At 56.4% G+C, this 17452-nt stretch carries 15 protein-coding genes and 1 pseudogene; 4 read left to right on the top strand and 12 right to left on the bottom strand.

What is annotated here, in order from left to right; genetic code table 11:
- Position 1: 1 nt before the first annotated feature.
- Genes ACOTXD_RS06045 through cecR form a run of 4 tightly spaced genes read right to left on the bottom strand, consistent with a single transcriptional unit; the run spans position 2 to position 4526 of the window.
- Entirely contained in the window at positions 2–1135 is a 1134-nt protein-coding gene (locus ACOTXD_RS06045; protein WP_421766387.1) for an ABC transporter permease, read from the bottom strand.
- Positions 1125–2864 (bottom strand): ATP-binding cassette domain-containing protein, encoded by a 1740-nt coding sequence (locus ACOTXD_RS06040; RefSeq protein WP_061856300.1) that lies wholly within the window; start codon positions 2862–2864, stop codon positions 1125–1127. The genes ACOTXD_RS06045 and ACOTXD_RS06040 overlap by 11 nt, the downstream gene beginning before the upstream one ends.
- Complete coding sequence (gene hlyD / locus ACOTXD_RS06035; RefSeq protein WP_023315672.1) at positions 2857–3852, bottom strand: secretion protein HlyD; 996 nt, start codon at positions 3850–3852, stop codon at positions 2857–2859. The genes ACOTXD_RS06040 and hlyD overlap by 8 nt, the downstream gene beginning before the upstream one ends.
- Positions 3849–4526, bottom strand: coding sequence for a transcriptional regulator CecR (gene cecR, locus ACOTXD_RS06030; protein WP_126501146.1), 678 nt, complete (start codon positions 4524–4526; stop codon positions 3849–3851). The genes hlyD and cecR overlap by 4 nt, the downstream gene beginning before the upstream one ends.
- Before the next feature lie 204 nt (positions 4527–4730).
- Here cecR and rhlE point away from each other — a divergent pair, with 204 nt between their 5' ends.
- Entirely contained in the window at positions 4731–6113 is a 1383-nt protein-coding gene (gene rhlE, locus ACOTXD_RS06025; protein WP_003858487.1) for an ATP-dependent RNA helicase RhlE, read from the top strand.
- 97 nt (positions 6114–6210) lie between these two features.
- On the top strand, positions 6211–8388 hold the full coding sequence (gene dinG, locus ACOTXD_RS06020) for an ATP-dependent DNA helicase DinG (RefSeq protein ID WP_023315673.1): 2178 nt from the start codon (positions 6211–6213) through the stop codon (positions 8386–8388).
- Here the strand turns inward: dinG and ACOTXD_RS06015 are convergent.
- The 5 genes and pseudogenes from ACOTXD_RS06015 to ACOTXD_RS05995 all read right to left on the bottom strand — a co-directional run bounded on the left by ACOTXD_RS06015 (position 8375) and on the right by ACOTXD_RS05995 (position 13746).
- Positions 8375–8878 carry a fimbrial protein gene (locus ACOTXD_RS06015; protein WP_003858483.1) on the bottom strand — a complete coding sequence of 168 codons (504 nt, stop codon included), beginning with the start codon at positions 8876–8878 and terminating at the stop codon, positions 8375–8377. The two genes, dinG and ACOTXD_RS06015, sit on opposite strands and share 14 nt — an antisense overlap.
- Before the next feature lie 5 nt (positions 8879–8883).
- Positions 8884–9873: pseudogene (locus ACOTXD_RS06010) on the bottom strand (fimbrial protein).
- A gap of 22 nt (positions 9874–9895) precedes the next feature.
- Positions 9896–12439 carry a fimbria/pilus outer membrane usher protein gene (locus ACOTXD_RS06005; RefSeq protein ID WP_421766386.1) on the bottom strand — a complete coding sequence of 848 codons (2544 nt, stop codon included), beginning with the start codon at positions 12437–12439 and terminating at the stop codon, positions 9896–9898.
- A gap of 26 nt (positions 12440–12465) precedes the next feature.
- Entirely contained in the window at positions 12466–13140 is a 675-nt protein-coding gene (locus tag ACOTXD_RS06000) for a fimbrial biogenesis chaperone (RefSeq protein ID WP_023324355.1), read from the bottom strand.
- Positions 13141–13209: 69 nt separating this feature from the next.
- The gene (locus ACOTXD_RS05995; protein ID WP_003858476.1) at positions 13210–13746 is read right to left on the bottom strand and encodes a fimbrial protein; all 537 of its coding nucleotides are present in this window, start codon (positions 13744–13746) and stop codon (positions 13210–13212) included.
- 255 nt (positions 13747–14001) lie between these two features.
- On the opposite strand from ACOTXD_RS05995, the gene ybiB reads away from it, so the two are divergent.
- Positions 14002–14964, top strand: a complete 963-nt coding sequence (ybiB, locus tag ACOTXD_RS05990) for a DNA-binding protein YbiB (RefSeq protein WP_023324357.1) — start codon at positions 14002–14004, stop codon at positions 14962–14964.
- A 116-nt stretch (positions 14965–15080) separates the two neighbouring features.
- Here the strand turns inward: ybiB and ybiJ are convergent, their stop codons facing one another.
- The 3 genes from ybiJ to mcbA all read right to left on the bottom strand — a co-directional run bounded on the left by ybiJ (position 15081) and on the right by mcbA (position 16280).
- Positions 15081–15341 (bottom strand): DUF1471 family protein YbiJ, encoded by a 261-nt coding sequence (gene ybiJ, locus ACOTXD_RS05985; RefSeq protein WP_003858474.1) that lies wholly within the window; start codon positions 15339–15341, stop codon positions 15081–15083.
- Between the two features lie 285 nt (positions 15342–15626).
- The gene (locus ACOTXD_RS05980; protein WP_421766399.1) at positions 15627–15893 is read right to left on the bottom strand and encodes a DksA/TraR family C4-type zinc finger protein; all 267 of its coding nucleotides are present in this window, start codon (positions 15891–15893) and stop codon (positions 15627–15629) included.
- 123 nt (positions 15894–16016) lie between these two features.
- A complete protein-coding gene (gene mcbA / locus ACOTXD_RS05975) occupies positions 16017–16280 on the bottom strand; it encodes a DUF1471 family periplasmic protein McbA (protein WP_023315679.1) in 264 nt (87 codons plus the stop codon).
- Positions 16281–16522: 242 nt separating this feature from the next.
- On the opposite strand from mcbA, the gene rlmF reads away from it, so the two are divergent.
- Positions 16523–17434, top strand: coding sequence for a 23S rRNA (adenine(1618)-N(6))-methyltransferase RlmF (gene rlmF / locus ACOTXD_RS05970; RefSeq protein WP_061856304.1), 912 nt, complete (start codon positions 16523–16525; stop codon positions 17432–17434).
- Positions 17435–17452 lie beyond the last annotated feature (18 nt).

The following is a 17452-nucleotide window of genomic DNA, read 5'->3' as shown; positions in this document are numbered from 1 at the left end:
CTTAATCTAACCGCCGTTTGGTTTTCATCCACGTCAACCCGATAAACATCACCGCCGACGCCATTAAAAACAGCGTGTTGATAATCAGCACTACCGGAATATTCCCCGCCAGGAACAGGCTTTGCAGCGTGCTCACGAAGTAGCGCGCCGGGATAATGTAGGTCACGGCGCGGATGACGGCAGGCATACTGTCTATCTGGAAGATAAACCCTGAGAGCATTATTGACGGCAGGAAAGCGGCGTTCAGCGCCACCTGCGCGGCGTTAAACTGGTTGCGGGTGATGGTGGAGATGAGCAGCCCCATCCCCAGCGTGCTGAGTAAAAACAGGCTTGTGATAAAGAACAGCACCACCAGCGAGCCGCGGTACGGCACGCCGAGGATAAAGACGGACACCAGCATGCAGAGCAGCATCGCCAGCATGCCGAGGAAGTAGTAGGGAATAAGCTTGCACAGCAGCAGCTCGACGCGCGTCACTTCGGTCGAGAGCTGCGCCTCCATGGTGCCGCGCTCCCACTCGCGGGCGATCACCAGCGAGGTCAGAATCGCGCCGATCACCGTCATAATAATCGTTACCGCGCCCGGAATAATAAAGTGCTGGCTGATGGCGGCGGGGTTAAACCAGTAGCGTGTCTGCACGTCAATCAGCGGTTCAAACTCCTCCCCCCGGTCTTCGGCGCGCTGCATCTGCCACAGCTGCCAGATCCCCTCCGCGTAACCCTGCACAAAGTTCGCGGTGTTCGGCTCGCTGCCGTCGGTGATCACCTGAATTGGCGCATCGGCGCCCGGGCGTGCCATGTTAGCGGCAAAATCGACCGGAATGACGATCAGACCGCGAATTTTTCCGGCCTGCATTTTCTGGATCAGTTCCTGCCGGTTGTCGCTGATGGTGGCATCGATGTAGGGCGAGCCGGTCATGGCGTGGGTGAAGTCCAGCGCCTCTTCGCTCTGCTGCTCCAGCAAAATCCCGACCCGCAGCTTGCTGGAATCGAGGTTAATCCCGTAGCCGAAAATAAACAGCAGCAGCAGGGGGATCACCACCGCAATCAGCCAGCTGCTGGGATCGCGCACGATCTGACGCGTTTCTTTAACGCACAGGGCGCGCACCCGGCGCCAGGAGAGGGCGTTACTGCGCATGAGTATTCTCCTTATCCCAGTCGTGAATGAGGGTGATAAACGCCTGCTCCATGGTCGGGTCTGGCTGCGCGTCGTCGGCGGCCTGCGCTTTCAGGTCATCCGGCGTGCCGTGGGCAATCAGCTTGCCGCGATAGACCAGCCCGATACGGTCGCAATACTCCGCCTCGTCCATAAAGTGGGTGGTGACCATCACGGTCACGCCTTTTTCCACCATGCTATTGATATGCAACCAGAATTCACGGCGGGTGAGGGGATCCACGCCTGAAGTCGGTTCATCAAGAAACAGGATATCCGGCTCGTGCATCAACGAGCAGGCCAGCGCCAGCCGCTGTTTGAAGCCAAGCGGCAGAGCGTCGGTAGCGTGTGAGGCGATATCGGTCAGGCCGAAGGCGTCGCACATGCGGCCGATCTTCTCATTCTGTGCCCGTCCCCGCAGGCCGTAGACGCCGGAGAAAAATCGCAGATTTTGCTCCACCGTCAGGTTGCCGTAGAGCGAAAACTTCTGCGCCATATAGCCCAGGTGCTGGCGCGCCTTGCCGGAGCTGACTTTGAGATCCATGTTCAGCACCAGCGCTTTGCCGGAGGTTGGTACCAGCAGGCCGCACATCATTTTAAAGGTGGTGGATTTCCCTGCGCCGTTCGGCCCGAGCAGGCCAAATATCTCGCCGCGCTTCACGGCAAAATTGACGTTATCGGTGGCGGCGAAGTCGCCGAATTTTTTGGTGAGCGATTTCGCTTCTATGACCGTTTCGCCCGGCGTACCTTCCACCGTGTGCAGAATGGCGCCAAGCGGTGATTCTGAGGTTCCCGCCCCGCCCAGCAGATCGATAAACGCATCTTCAAAGCGCGGCGCGGTCTCTGTCATGTCGATCTCAGGCATCCCCTGCGCACGCCGGATATCGTCGGCGGTGGCCTCTTTTTTGAGGATCACGCGCACCGAACGGCCCTGAATCATCCCGTCGCTCACCTGGGGCAGCTTCAGCACCTGTTGCAGCAGCGTGCGGTTGGATTCCTGCGCGCTGTGCAGCAGAAAACTTCGCCCGGCCATGGTTTGCGTCAGCTCGGTGGGTTCGCCCTGATAGAGCAGTTCGCCTTCATTCATCAGCAGCACGTCGCGGCACTGTTCTGCTTCATCAAGGTATGAGGTACTCCAGAGGATCAGCATGCCGTCACCCGCCAGCTCGTGCACCATCTGCCACAGTTCACGGCGGGAAATCGGGTCCACGCCGACGCCGGGTTCATCCAGCAACAGCACCTTCGGTTCGCCCACCAGCGTGCAGGCCAGCCCCAGTTTCTGCTTCATCCCGCCGGAGAGCTTGCCCGCCAGCCGGTCGGTGAACGGGCCGAGCGAGGTAAATTCCAGCAGGCGGGCGAAGGTTTTCTCCCGGGTTTCGCCGGTGACGCTGCGCAGGTCGGCGTACAGGTTGAGGTTTTCCATCACCGTCAGGTCTTCGTACAGACCAAACTTCTGCGGCATATAGCCGAGTATGCCGTGGAGCGCCGCGTCGTCTTTGATCGGATCGAGGCCAAGCACGCTGGCACTGCCTTCATCCGGCTTCAGCAATCCCGCCAGCATCCGCATCAGCGTGGTTTTACCCGCGCCGTCCGGCCCCACCAGCCCGGTCACATAGCCTTTCTGAATCGTACAATTCAGCGGTGCGACCGCCGGTTTAGCCATTCCCGGGAAGCGTTTGACCAGATTGTTGAGCTGGATAACCGCGTCATTCATGTCGTTCCCCGTCGTTTAAGGTCACGGTAACAGGCATGCCCTGACGCAGCGCGTCGTCCGCATCGGTGACGATGATGCGCAGGCGATACACCAGGTCGGTACGCAGGTCCGGGGTTTCAACGGTTTTTGGCGTGAACTCGGCGGTAGGGGAGACGAAGCCCACTTTGCCGTGATACGGCTTGTCCGGGCGACCGTCGGTATAGAGCAGCAGTTCGCGGCCCGGCTGCATCTGGCCAAGATTCGGCTCATCAATGTAAGCGCGCACCCACACCGGACGGGTTAAGGAGAGCGTTAACACGGTGCTGCCCGCGCTGAGCATGCTGCCCGGCTCCACGGCGCGGGTCATCAGCGTGCCGTCAGACGGGGCGATTAACGTGGTGTCGTGCAGATCCAGCTCCGCCTGGGCTAACTGCGCCTGCGCCTGCTCAAGGCTGGCCTTCGCCTGGGCAATGTCCTGCGCACGGTTACCGGTGCGGTACTGGCTTAGCTTATCCTGGGCAGATTTCAGCGTCGCCTGTGCCTGGTCGCGGGATGAGCGCGCATTTTCCAGGTCGTTGGCGGAAATAGTACGGCTTTTCCATAAGCCTTGCTGACGGTTATAAAAATTCTGCGCATAGTCATAGGCGGCTTTTGCCTGCTTAACGGCAGCGGCCGCCTGGGAGATCTCTTCGTCACGATAGCCCGCCAGCATCAGGTCGTATTGCGCCTGTGCGACGGAGACGCCTGCTTTTGCCTGCATCAGCGCGTTCTCAAACGGGGCTTTGTCCAGCATCCCCAGTGTCTGCCCGGCTTTGATGGCATCGCCTTCGTCAACGTTCAGCGAGGCCAGCCGTCCGCCAACGCGGAAGCTCATGTTGACGGTGCGGATATCCACGTTGCCATACAGCGTCAGGCCACGATCCTGCTGGCTCTGATACCACAGCCAGCCGCCTGTTCCCGCGGCAAGCAAGACAACAACCACCAGAATGATGGCGACAGGTTTTTTCATGACTTCTGGCTCCTTTGCGTTAAGCCTTGCAGGAGCAGATCAACGTGACAGGTAATGACCTGGCTAATTTGCGCGGCTTTATCCTCATCGAATTGTGTCCAGCCCGTACGTAACAGGATGGTCTCACGCCCCAGACGGAAGGCGAGCACTTCGCCCAGCAGGGCGTGGGTATGCAAAATGGTGTCGGTATCGCTCGCGTCCCGTCCGGTATAGGCGGCGATCAGCCGGGTCAGATGGCTGTGCATCGGGGCGATCACCTGATCGTGCACCAGCTGGTACGCGGCAGTGGGGGAGAGCTGCTCGCGGGAGATAAATTTGCTCAGGTTCAGCGTATCGTCGTGCGTCAGCAGGCGGATCATGTTGTGACAGGCGTTAAGGATCAGCTGGCGGATGGCAGCCCGGTCAGGCTCTGGCTGGCTGAACAGCGCGGTGGCTTCTTCCACGTGCGGGCGAAAGCTGGTGCCGATAAAATCCGCGATCCACTGGGCGCAGGCGAGGTATAAATCCTCTTTTGAGCCAAAATAGTAGGTGATGGCCGCAATATTCTGCCCGGCCTGAGCGGCGATATCCCGCGTGGTGGCATGCAGACCATACTCGCCAAACTGCGCCAGCGCGGCGGCGATAAGCTGACTTTTCGCCTGTTCGCCTTTGGTTGTCGTTGGGGTTGTATTCATAGCAGCATTAAAAATTAATCAATCGATTGATTAAGATTATGCCTGATTTGCGCAAACGTCGAGTCATCGCCGGGGATATTTTATGCGCCACGTCACAAAAGCTGCTACACTCCGCACCTTCGCGACATTGTGGTTTTTGTCCTTCTATTCGTTATATCTCCCTGAAAACTACACCTGTGATGGTCGGGGCGGTTCGGAGTTTTTATGTCTTTTGATTCCCTTGGTCTGAACCCGGAAATTCTGCGCGCCATCGCAGAGCAGGGCTACGTTGAGCCAACCCCTATCCAGCAGCAGGCCATTCCGGCCGTTTTGCAGGGCCGTGACCTGATGGCAAGCGCGCAGACCGGTACCGGTAAGACCGCGGGCTTTACCCTGCCGCTGCTGGAGCTGTTGGTAAAAAACCAGCCGCACGCCAAAGGCCGTCGTCCGGTGCGTGCGCTGATCCTCACCCCAACCCGCGAGCTGGCGGCCCAGATTGGCGAGAACGTGCGTGAATACAGCCGCTACCTCAACATTCGTTCGCTGGTAGTTTTCGGCGGGGTAAGCATTAACCCGCAGATGATGAAGCTGCGCGGCGGCGTGGACGTGCTGGTGGCAACACCGGGACGTCTGCTGGATCTGGAACACCAGAACGCGGTGAAGCTCGATAACATCGAAATCCTGGTGCTGGACGAAGCCGACCGTATGCTGGACATGGGCTTCATCCACGACATTCGTCGCGTGCTGGCGAAGCTGCCGACGCGTCGTCAGAACCTGCTCTTCTCCGCGACCTTCTCCGACGAGATCAAGGCGCTGGCGGAAAAGCTGCTGCATAACCCGCTGGAAGTGGAAGTCGCGCGCCGCAACACCGCCTCCGAGCAGGTGACGCAGCACGTTCACTTTGTGGATAAGAAGCGCAAGCGGGAACTGCTCTCCCAAATGATCGGCCAGGGCAACTGGCAGCAGGTGCTGGTCTTTACCCGCACCAAGCACGGCGCCAACCACCTGGCGGAACAGCTGAATAAAGACGGCATCCGCAGCGCGGCGATCCACGGCAACAAGAGCCAGGGCGCGCGTACCCGCGCGCTGGCGGACTTTAAATCTGGCGACATTCGCGTGCTGGTGGCGACCGACATCGCCGCACGCGGTCTGGATATCGAAGAGCTGCCGCACGTGGTGAACTACGAGCTGCCAAACGTGCCGGAAGATTACGTTCACCGTATCGGCCGTACCGGCCGTGCGGCGGCAACCGGGGAAGCGCTCTCTCTGGTTTGCGTGGATGAACACAAGCTTCTACGCGACATTGAACGCCTGCTGAAGAAAGAGATCCCGCGCATTGAAACCCCGGGCTATGAAGTGGACCCGTCGATCAAAGCCGAGCCAATTCAGAACGGTCGTCAGGGTGGCGGACGCGGTCAGGGCGGCGGTGGTCGCGGTCAGCAGCCGCGTCGTTCAGAAGGTGGCGCGCCGAAATCTTCGGGCAAACCGCCGCGTCGTAATAACGACAGCAAACCAGCCGGTGAAAACCCGTGGCGTAGCGGCGAAGGGAAACCGGCAGGCGAGGGGCAGCGCCGACGCCGCCCGCGTAAACCTGCTAACCCGCAGTAATCTGGAAGCCCGGTCGTAAAGCCGGGCTTTTCTTTTTGCGGCAGCGGAGAGAAAGTGCCACAATAGTGGCTGTTTATACAGTATTTCAGGTTTACCGATGGCTTTAACCGCTGCGCTGAAAGCGCAAATAGGCGCCTGGTATAAGGCGCTACAGCAGCAGATCCCCGATTTTATCCCCCGAGCGCCGCAGCGGCAGATGATTGCCGACGTGGCAAAAACGCTCGCCGGGGACGACGGGCGACATCTGGCGATTGAAGCCCCGACCGGCGTCGGGAAAACCCTGTCGTATCTCATTCCCGGCATCGCCATCGCGCGGGAGGAGGACAAAACGCTGGTGGTCAGCACCGCCAACGTGGCCTTGCAGGATCAGATCTTCAGCAAAGATTTGCCGCTGCTGCGCAAAATTATCCCCGATTTACGCTTCACCGCCGCCTTTGGTCGCGGGCGCTACGTCTGCCCGCGCAATCTGGCGGCGCTGGCCAGCAGTGAACCCGCCCAGCAGGATCTGCTCGCGTTTCTTGATGACGAGCTGACGCCAAATAACAAGGCGGAGCAGGAGCAGTGCGCAAAGCTGAAGGCCGATCTCGACAGCTACAGGTGGGACGGCCTGCGGGATCACACCAGCCAGGCGATCGGCGACGACCTGTGGCGCAGGCTCAGCACCGATAAAGCGAGCTGCCTGAACCGCAACTGTCACTACTACCGCGAATGCCCTTTCTTTGTTGCCCGGCGTGAGATTCAGGAAGCGGAGGTGGTTGTCGCCAACCATGCGCTGGTGATGGCCGCACTGGAGAGTGAAGCGGTCCTGCCGGAGCCCAAAAACCTGCTGCTGGTGCTCGATGAAGGTCATCATCTGCCCGACGTGGCGCGGGATGCGCTGGAGATGAGCGCGGAAATTACCGCCCCGTGGTTTCGCCTGCAACTGGATCTGTTCTGTAAGCTGGTGGCAACTTGCATGGAGCAGTTCCGCCCGAAAACCACGCCGCCGCTGGCAGTTCCGGAGCGGTTGAGCGAGCACTGTGAAGAGGTGTACGGCCTCATCGCCTCGCTGAATAACATTCTTAACCTGTATCTCCCCGCCACCCAGGAGGCGGAACACCGCTTTGCGATGGGGGAGTTGCCGCAGGAAGTGATGGAAATTTGTCAGCAGCTGGCGAAGCACCTTGAAAAGCTGCGCGGGCTGGCGGAGATGTTCTTAAATGATCTCAGCGAGAAAACCGGTACCCATGACGTGGTGCGTTTGCACCGCATTCTGCTGCAAATGAACCGTGCGTTGGGCATGTTTGAGGCGCAGAGCAAACTCTGGCGGCTGGCCTCAATGGCGCAGGCGTCCGGCGCGCCGGTGACAAAGTGGGCCACCCGCGAAGTGCGAGACGGGCAGGTACATCTTTTCTTCCACTGCGTGGGCATCCGCGTGGCCGATCAGCTGGAAAAGCTGATCTGGCGCAGCGTGCCGCACGTGGTAGTGACATCGGCGACCCTGCGTTCACTGAACAGCTTCTCAAGGTTGCAGGAAATGAGCGGCCTGAAAGAGAAAGCGGGGGACCGTTTTGTGGCCCTGGACTCGCCGTTCAACCACTGTGAGCAGGGCAAGCTGGTGATCCCGCGCATGAACTATGAGCCGCTTATCGATAACGAAGAGCAGCATATTGCGGAAATGGCGGCCTACTTCCGCGAGCAGGTTGAGAGTAAAAAATACCCCGGTATGCTGGTGCTGTTTGCCAGCGGCCGCGCGATGCAACGCTTCCTGGAGCACGTCACCGATCTGCGCTTGCTCCTGCTGGTGCAGGGCGATCAGCCGCGTTATCGGCTGGTGGAAACCCACCGTAAACGCATTGATAACGGCGAGCGCAGCGTGCTGGTGGGGTTACAGTCCTTTGCGGAAGGGCTTGATTTGAAAGGTGACTACCTGACGCAGGTGCATATCCATAAAATTGCCTTCCCGCCCATCGACAGCCCGGTGGTGATCACCGAAGGCGAATGGCTGAAAAGCCTGAACCGTTATCCGTTTGAAGTGCAAAGCCTGCCTGCGGCGTCGTTTAACCTTATTCAGCAGGTCGGGCGCTTGATCCGTAGCCACGGCTGCTGGGGCGAGGTGGTGATTTATGACAAACGACTGCTCACCAAAAACTACGGCCAACGGCTGCTGAATGCGCTGCCGATCTTCCCGATTGAGCAGCCAGAAGTGCCGGAGGTAAAAAAACGCCCGGCAAAACCCTCTGCCGGGCGTACAAAAAGCATCCGTGCAAAGAGGCGCGGTCCTACTGGTAAGTGAATGTCACCTGAATCACGCTGCTGAACGTCCCGGCAGTGACGGGCATTGAGGTGGCGTAGTAGCGCGCGGACAGGGGAAAGGTTGCCGTGTGGTCGCTCGGATTGATGGCGGCGTTAAAGGCGGCCTGCGGGGCAATCAGTATTTTGTCCTGCCGGTCTGCCAGCTCCAGCGCCAGCCCCTTTGCGCTGCCGATATTGGCAAATTTGGTCGGATGCACGCTGTCTGCCTGGCCATAGAAAAAGGCCGTGGCAAGCGCCAGCGTGGCAGGACAGTGCGATACTGACAGGGAAAAGTCTTTCCACTCGCCGGTATCCCCCACGTCTTTAAAACTGCCCGACACCGTCTGGCCTAAGTCCACCGTCAGGTTGCGGCTGGCGCTGTCAATGATGCAGGTATTGGCGTAAATATTTCCCGTCATCTGGATCTGAATATCGTCTGCGTGGGCCTGGGCCAGTAAGCCCATCGTCAGAAACGCGATTGTCTTTTTCATGTTGGTCACTTATAGGCGAGAGTGATGGTTGCTACGGTGTTGGCGGGGCCGGGCGTCACCACATCGTTGATCTGCTCGTAGCGAACCTGAAAGGGGATCTCCAGCGTTTCATTGGCAACGGCCTGGCTTTGAGTGTTGACGTAGGTATCAAAGGTCGCAATGCGGTCATCAAACAGCATTCTCACCCCGACGCCCGTTGCCATGCCTGTCTGCTTCGTCAGTTTGATCACCCCCTCGAATGCCGTCTCGTAGCCGTTAGCACTGGTGATTTTTAGCTCAGGCTGAACGGTTGTGTCACAGTTAACGGTGATATTAAACGTTTGAGCGGGGCTGGATAAAAAACCCACGCTCATAAAATCACTGACGGGAAAATCACCCAAATTAACGGTGAGATTTTTTGGCGAAACAGAGCAGGTGACCTGATGCAAAATGACGTTACCTGCATACGCAATATGGTTAGGGCTGCCGATCCCTTCGTGACCGAAAACGCCAATGCCGAATTCGGTCTGAGACTGCACCAGCGTGCCGGAGGTCACGGCGTCGCTTGTTTTGACCAGTTCAAGCGTGACGTCAAAGTTAAACGACTGTGTGCCATCGCCAGAAACATAGCCAACAGGCGTTCCGCGTGAATCGCACTGTACTCCGCCTGCTCCGCTGATTCGCTGACCTTGATCGTTCATCAATGCGACCCCGACACCCGGTACGCCGGATTCGTATACTCCCTTCAGCCCCGGAATTTCCGCTCCGGTACCGTAGTAACACGAGACAATTTCCAGTCCGCTGTCGATACTCTGATCGCAGTGCCCGGCAACATGAACGCTCTACTCTGTACCCGGAATGGTTGCACCAACCGCCAGCGTCGTCGGGACAGAAATGGAGGCCATGTTAATCATTTTGGGCAGATCCGGCGTGGTGCAGGTCGCCTTCGCATGCGGCATAAATAACGCGGCGGTTCCCAGAACCAGTAAGAAAAAGCACTGTTTAATCATTTGCATAATCGTTAGCCTGAACGGTGGATCAGTGACACTGCGCGGCAGCGTTAATGATGCTGGTTTGCTCTTTCTCATCCGTTAGCGCATAGTCAGCGACGCAGTGCTCGTTCGCCCCCTGTCCCCAGGAAACGTAGAGATGCCCTTGCTGCGGCAGACCAGAGAGGTAGGTCTGGCCGTCATTCCCGACAATAAATTCGCTGTCCTTATCTTCGGTGGTGACCGTTGCGCCGAAGGGCAGCGGTTTACCCTTTTGCGTAAGCATCATCAGGACGCGGTTACCCACGCGGGTGTTAAAGCTGGCGCGCACCACGGCCCCGCGGGTTGGCGTCACGATCTGCGCCGCGTGGGTGACGTCGGCGTTGTCCGGTAGCGTTTCGGTATCCAGCGCGATGGTGTTGCGGCGATACGCGGTAACAAACGGCACGACGGTGTAGCCGCGGAAGTCGGTCTCGACGCCCGTCTGGTTCGTGATATGGGTTCCGTGCGTGCCCGGCGCTTTCACCAGCGCGATGGTGTCACCGAGCGGCTGGCTCAGGGTTATTCCGTTCGCATGGGCAACCACGCCGCCCTGCAAACCGACGTTCAGGGTCTGCTGATACTTATCCTGACTGACGCCTGCGCTCACTTCGCCATAGGTCGCTTTGTAATCGGCGTTGATGCTGGTGGAGTTACCGCTGCCGGTGCTGCTCAGCCCTTCCTGGATGTTCCAGTTCAGGTTGTCCTCTTTCAGCGCCGTGCCGTTCAGGCCGATGTTCTGCGTCGTGCCGTCTTTGGTGTTGTTCAGGTTGTAGGTGGCCCAGGTGTTATGCATCCAGCGGTCCAGCGGCACCGAGACGCTCAGCGAGAACTGGTTGTCGTTTGTCACCTCGTTACCGTCTTCATCGCTGTCCTGGGTGTTTTTGTTCATGCTGTAGCTGAGGCTGTAGCTCACCCCGTGCCAGCTATTGTTGTAGCTGACGCTCATCGAGGTCATGTTCTGGCTCTGACTCCAGTACGTCTCTTTCACCATGCTCATGGTGACGGATCCCCAGCCTTCCGGCAGCGTCTGGTCGATGGTGGCTTCGGTTCGGGCGCGGCGCTGCTGCGGTGCAGACCAGTTGTCGGAGCGGGTATATGACTCCATGGTGTTGTCCAGGGTGTAAAACCCTTTGCTGTTATAGCGATAGCCCGCAAGGGTAAAGTTGGTGCCCGAACCGGCGAAATCTTTGCTGTAACGGATGCGCCATGACTGGCCCTTGCTGGACTGCTGTTTTTTCAACAGAGCTCTGGCGCGGGTTACGTCAATGGAGAACGCCCCCAGATCGCCCATGTTTTTCCCGGCGCCAATCGCCTGTGACTGATAATGGTTACTCTGCTGCACGCCGCCGTAGACCGTGAAGCCGAAGGGTAAACCGTAGATGGCGCTTCCCTGGGCAAACGGGGTCTTTTCAACGTCTTTGTCATAAGAGCGATAACGCCCGGCGGTTACGCTGTAGCGCAGGTTTTTTTCACGCTGCAATACCGGCACGGAGGCAAACGGCACCACGAAGTGGCTTTCGCTGCCGTCTGTTTCTTTCACCGTGACCTGGAGGTCGCCGCTGCTGCCGGTGGGGTAGAGGTCGTTAATCTCGAACGCACCCGGCGCGACCGTATTCTGATAAATTACGTACCCGTTCTGGCGGACCATCACCAGCGCATTGCTGTGGGCGCTGCCGCGAATAATAGGGGCATAGCCTTTCTCGCTGTCCGGCAGCATGTCGCTGTCGGATTTTAGCTCCACGCCGGTATAGGGGACGCTGTCAAAAACGTCGGAAGGTGAGGTGCTTTGGCCCACCGTCACGTCACTTTTCATCGCCACAATATCGCGTTGCGCATAGGTATAAACGGAGGTGAATTTCTGTTCCTCCTCATGACCCGTGGTGCTGCGATTCCAGGTGGAGTAGTTACGAACGCGCCATGCCCCGATGTTGAAGCCGGGACGCAGGTTAACGTACTGGCTGCTGCTATTCTCTTCACCCTGCTGGCGCGCATGGCTCTGGCTGGCGTTGACGCTGTAATTAAGCAGGCCCGCGTTGATCCCTTCGTCAAACTCTTTCGGGTCGATGTAACCGCGAGGTACCTGACCGAGCGCCTTTTGCGGAATGCTCAGCAGCAGCTGCTGAATGCGCACGCGAAAGGTCGCGGATGCCGAAGGGATGGCGTGTAGATCGGCGCACTGACCTTCTGCTCTCAGCTGCGGATATTTTTGCGTTTTGATCCCGAGGCTCTTTAATTCGTCCAGTGTAAAACAAGGCTGGAGCGTGCTGGTGCCCTGTGGATCTTTAACTAAGTTGAAGGTCACGTCGCGGGTATCAATTTTATTGTTATTGATAAAGATCGCGACCTGATATTTACCTGGTGCCTGGCCGGGACCTTTTTCATAGACAGACAGATCGGTCTTTCCCTGCTGCGGGTTATCAATGTCCAGCAGGGCAGGGTTAAAATAATCATCAGCCAAAACCTGCTGCGCAAAGATCGCCATTGCCAGGCAACAAATAGCCATCAGCAATGACGAAAATCGGCAGGTGAACGGCTTTTTATGGCTGTACATGATGATTTTATTACCGGGTAATACGATTAATGAACGGGTTTAGACCATGTCTGACTGATGCTGCCGTAATCGGTAATAATGGAATACGCGACGGTAGAACCTCCGACGTTGCCAGGTAAAGCAAAATGCGTTTCAGTTTTCGGCACAGCCCAGGTGGCTTTTTTGACTTTCTGTCCATTCAGGGTGACGGTCTGAAAATTCATAAAGAAAGGTGTGGGATTATTCACCACTAAATCATTCCCTTCGCGATGCCATTCAAGTTTATCGGCCACATCTTCTGGTCTGCCTTTTACCGCTGACGGGCGATAGAGCAATTTAATGCGGGTATTAATGGCAATTTGCAGCGTATTTACCCCTTCGACATGCTTCGAGGACGGGATCGCTTTAATATTCAGCCAGTACAGAGATTCCCTGTCTTCCGGTAAATTTCCTCCCGTACGGACTACGCGCAGGACGTTATCCTCTTTCGCATCCAGTCGAAAAAGCGGCGGGGTGATCAGGAACGGGGCTTTGGCCTGGTTTTTACCGCCAGAATCGACCCAGGACTGCACCAGATAATCCGTGGTATCCGGGTTTGAAAGACCGAGAGATGATTCCTTTTTATCTCCCTGATAGACCAGCCGGGTGCCATTAATCACGACCCCCGCCTGTGCCGAGGCTGCTACCAGTAAAAGAATGCTCAGTAAATAACCGTGGCGCATAAAGATTTCTCAATAAAAAGATGAGATATTAATGCTCGCAAAAGCATTAATATCTCAGGATTGATAAGATCAGTTATAAATAACGGTGAAGGTTGATACAGAGTTAGCAGGGCCTGCGGTGACTGCCGCCTGGGTTTGAATATAACGCGCCCCGAACTCCAGATCGTTAACCGCCGTGCCGGAGGCTAAAGGATATTGCTTCGAAGGGGTATACAGGCTGACAGGCTGCCCGGACGTGTCAACCAGCTGAATAGCCACACCGGTAGCCGCATCGGTATCGGGCGTTAACGCCAGCGCGGCATTATTATCCGCATCCGGGGTACCACCGAAGTTAATCGCTGCCGAGGTTACGGTTTCCGGACAATTGGTTAACTTAATATCAAACTTCGTTAATGTGCTGGTAGAGCCTGCGCCGGTAAATACCGTTTTAGATACTTTTCCCAACTGAACATCTAATGGATTACTTAATCCATTCACGACCTGGCAAGCAGAATCGATAATTTCTCCGGTGAAATTAATCTGCCCTTCACCGTTGGTTGCCGCAAATGCAGATGCAGAACATCCCACCGTTGCGGCGATAAACAACCCTAATGCAACCTTGTTCATAGTAAATCCCGATGTGTTTCTGGCAAAAACGTTGCCTGGACGTTTTCACCGTTGACCTTTAATGACTTTTCGATGTTTATTTAATCAAAAAAAGGACAGAGACGAATCTTTTGTCCCAATCACAAATATTGCAAATAATGCTTGAGTTTATTTTTTTATCTGAAAACAGCAGGTTGATAATGATCACAAAACACTATCGGGTGCGTGTCCATCGGGCTATATTGTTAACAAGATGATGCTGTCAGGAGAAATGTCGTGGATTACCGCAAAATTATCAAAGAGGTAGGGCGTGGGAAAAACCATGCTCGCGATCTGGACCAGGACACGGCCCGTGCGTTGTACACGCATATGCTGAATGGCGACGTGCCGGAGCTGGAAATGGGCGGCATTCTGATTGCGCTGCGCATCAAAGGGGAAGGTGAGGCGGAGATGCGGGGTTTTTATGAGGCCATGCAGTCGCAGACGATGCGTTTAACCCCGCCCGTCACGAAGCCGATGCCGATAGTGATCCCGACCTACAATGGCGCGCGTAAGCAGGCAAACCTCACGCCGCTGCTGGCTATTCTGTTGCAGAAACTCGGTTTCCCGGTGGTGGTGCATGGCGTGAGCGAAGATCCAACGCGCGTGCTGACAGAAACCATTCTGGAATTATTAGGCATCGAACCTACTCTCCATGCTGGCCAGGCGCAGGCCAAACTGGAGGGGAACCAGCCGGTCTATATTCCCGTGCGCGCGCTCTGCCCGCCGCTGGAAAAGCAGCTGGACATGCGATGGCGAATGGGAGTACGTAACAGCGCCCACACCCTGGCGAAGCTGGCGACGCCGTTTGCCGAAGACGCCGCGCTACGTCTTTCCAGCGTCTCCCATCCGGAGTACGTGACGCGGGTCGGACAATTTTTTGCCGAAATCGGCGGGCGGGCGCTGCTGATGCACGGGACGGAAGGGGAGGTTTATGCCAACCCGCAGCGTTGTCCACAGCTGATGCTGATTGAGCCTGCCGGGACGCGGGTCGTACTGGAACGTGGGGAAGAGAACTGCGATGTGATCTTGCCCGAGTCAAAAGATCCGCAGGTCACCGCGCACTGGATCGTACAGTGTCTGGCCGGAAAGGTGCCGGTTCCTCAGTCGATCAAGCTGCAAATGGCCTGCTGCCTGCTGGCGGCAGGGGAAGTGGCATCCGTGGAAGCCGGATTGCAGCGCGTGGCACAGTCGTTTTAAGCAAAAAAAAGCCCGTCCAGTGGCGGACGGGCAAACAAGGGTAACAACAACAGGGTCAATGAGGGTTGGAGCATCTCACCAGAGGGTATGGTGAGGGTGGAGCATAATTCGTTCGATTACTTGTAGATAACCGCAGTACCGCTCAGTTTGTTATTACCGTTAGTGGACGTGATGGTGTATCCACTTGCGCCGGCAGCGGCTGCTTTTTCCGCCAGTTTGGCTTCCAGACCGTCCAGCGTGGTCGCGCCTTCAGCACTCACCACCCCGATTTTGTTCAGATCCTGTGCCTGAGTAGAGGAGACTGGCTCTACGGCGAAAGCGCCGAAAGAGAGAGCGGACAGGGCAACAGCGGCAACAGCATATTTGATGGTTTTCATAGGTGAATTCTCGCAGGTTATTCTGTTAAAGGGACGATGTTCCGTCGATGTGATAAGTATCACGGTTTTTAGCGGAAGATAAAATCGAAGAGAATTGACGTGGTTGCTCAAAAAAATTGAATGACAAATAACTTATTGATTATTAATAAATTCAGAAGCGGAATTGACACTTCTTGTGGATGCGCTTTACAGAAGCCATCGGAAGGGCACGATTTGCTACGCGTATCGCTAAAAGTCGTGAGCATAAAGTAAACGGCTGGCGCGGTTAACTTCGGTAAAGGAAAGTCAACGTAACTGGCTGTCTTTCGATCCTCTGCGATTATATCCTGAATGTGTCGTATTTTTCGAATCTTTCTCCTGCTGACAGGCAATACATAGCCGTACGCCAGGAATGGCTTTACGCCGTGCCTCAGGAATCGGATCTCCGCACTCTTCGCATTCCGTCAAACTTTCGCCGCGTGGAATTTCACCGCGAGCACGCGCGACCGCATCTTCAATAGTACTGTTGATCTGTTCGTTAACGGCGTCGTCATTCGCCCAGCCGGAAGCCATCATGTTCTCCTGATCTGTTTAAGCCATTCATCTTAATATGGGGTTAAAAAACGCACAGTCAAGGCGAAGGAAGGGAATGAGAACTGCATCTGCCTGGCAGATGCAGTGTGGGAAGGAAATCGATTATTTATAGATGGTCGCGGTGCCGTACATATGGTTATCGCCACCGGCAGCGTTCACCACGAAGCCTTTAGCCCCTTCCTGACGCGCTTTTTCGGCCAGCTTGTTCTGAAGGTCATCAAGGTTGCTTGCCCGGCTGACAGAGACCGTCCCCGCCGCACGTAGCTGGCTGGTATCGTTGCTGTCTGTCAGAGGTTGAACGGACCAGGCTGAGAACGATGCGCCTGCCAGCGCACCCGCAATAATAAAGGTCAGATATTTTTTCATAATCACATCCTCAGGGGAAACAACAGGTGATTCCTCTTAAGTTTAGAAGCCTGACGCGTGTGATTTAGCGCAAAAATTTGATGATGATCTGCTTATTTTTTGAACGATAAATTCTGACAATTTGTTGACAGATCATAGACATACAGGTCGCTGATTTTTGTCGTTTTTTTGTGCGTCTCAGACAGTTATTTACCCCCGCGCCGTCACAGGGTATCTTACGCGGCTGTTTAAAGGAGAATGCCATGACTTCCCAAAAGCCGGGATTGCACCCGCGTAACCGCCACCGTAGCCGCTACGACATGAAAGCCCTGTGCCTGAGCTGCCCCGAATTGCAGGATTTTATTGTTCAGACACCAGCCGGTGAACCGTCGGTAAACTTTGCCGATCCGCTGGCGGTTAAGACGCTGAACAAAGCGCTGCTGGCCCATTTTTATGGCGTTGCGCACTGGGACATCCCGGATGGCTTTCTCTGCCCACCGGTGCCAGGACGTGCGGATTACGTCCATCATCTTGCCGATCTGCTGGCGGATGACAATGGCGGCGTGGTGCCAAAACAGGCCACCGTGCTTGATATCGGTACGGGCGCGAACCTGATCTACCCCCTGATAGGCGCACATGAATATCAGTGGCGGTTTACCGGCAGCGAGATCGGTGCTGAGGCCTTCGCCAGCGCGCAGGCCATTATCAACGCTAACCCGGGGTTAAGCCGGGCCGTTCGTCTGCGTCGTCAGAAGGATGCCGCTGCTATTTTCAACGGCATTATTCATAAGAACGAACAATATGATGCCACCCTGTGCAACCCGCCATTCCACGACTCCGCCGCCTCTGCTCGTGCGGGAAGTGAACGCAAGCGGCGTAACCTGGGCCAGGCTGAAGATGGCGCGCTGAACTTTGGCGGCCAGCAGCAGGAGCTGTGGTGCGAGGGCGGGGAAGTGGCATTTATTCTGCGCATGATTGCCGAGAGTAAGGGCTTCGGTCGTCAGGTGAAATGGTTTACCACGCTGGTCTCCCGTGGCGATAACCTGCCGCCGCTTTACCGCGCGCTGACCGACGTCGGCGCGGTGAAAGTGGTTAAAAAAGAGATGGCGCAGGGCCAGAAGCAGAGCCGCTTTATTGCCTGGTCCTTTATGGACGATAACAAACGCCGCAAATAATCGTTTCTCTGGCCGGGT

It is taken from the genome of Enterobacter cloacae complex sp. CDL013 (genome assembly GCF_049238805.1).
GTDB classification, from domain to species: Bacteria; Pseudomonadota; Gammaproteobacteria; order Enterobacterales; family Enterobacteriaceae; genus Enterobacter; species Enterobacter hormaechei_C.
This window is presented reverse-complemented; position numbering and strand designations above follow the sequence as displayed.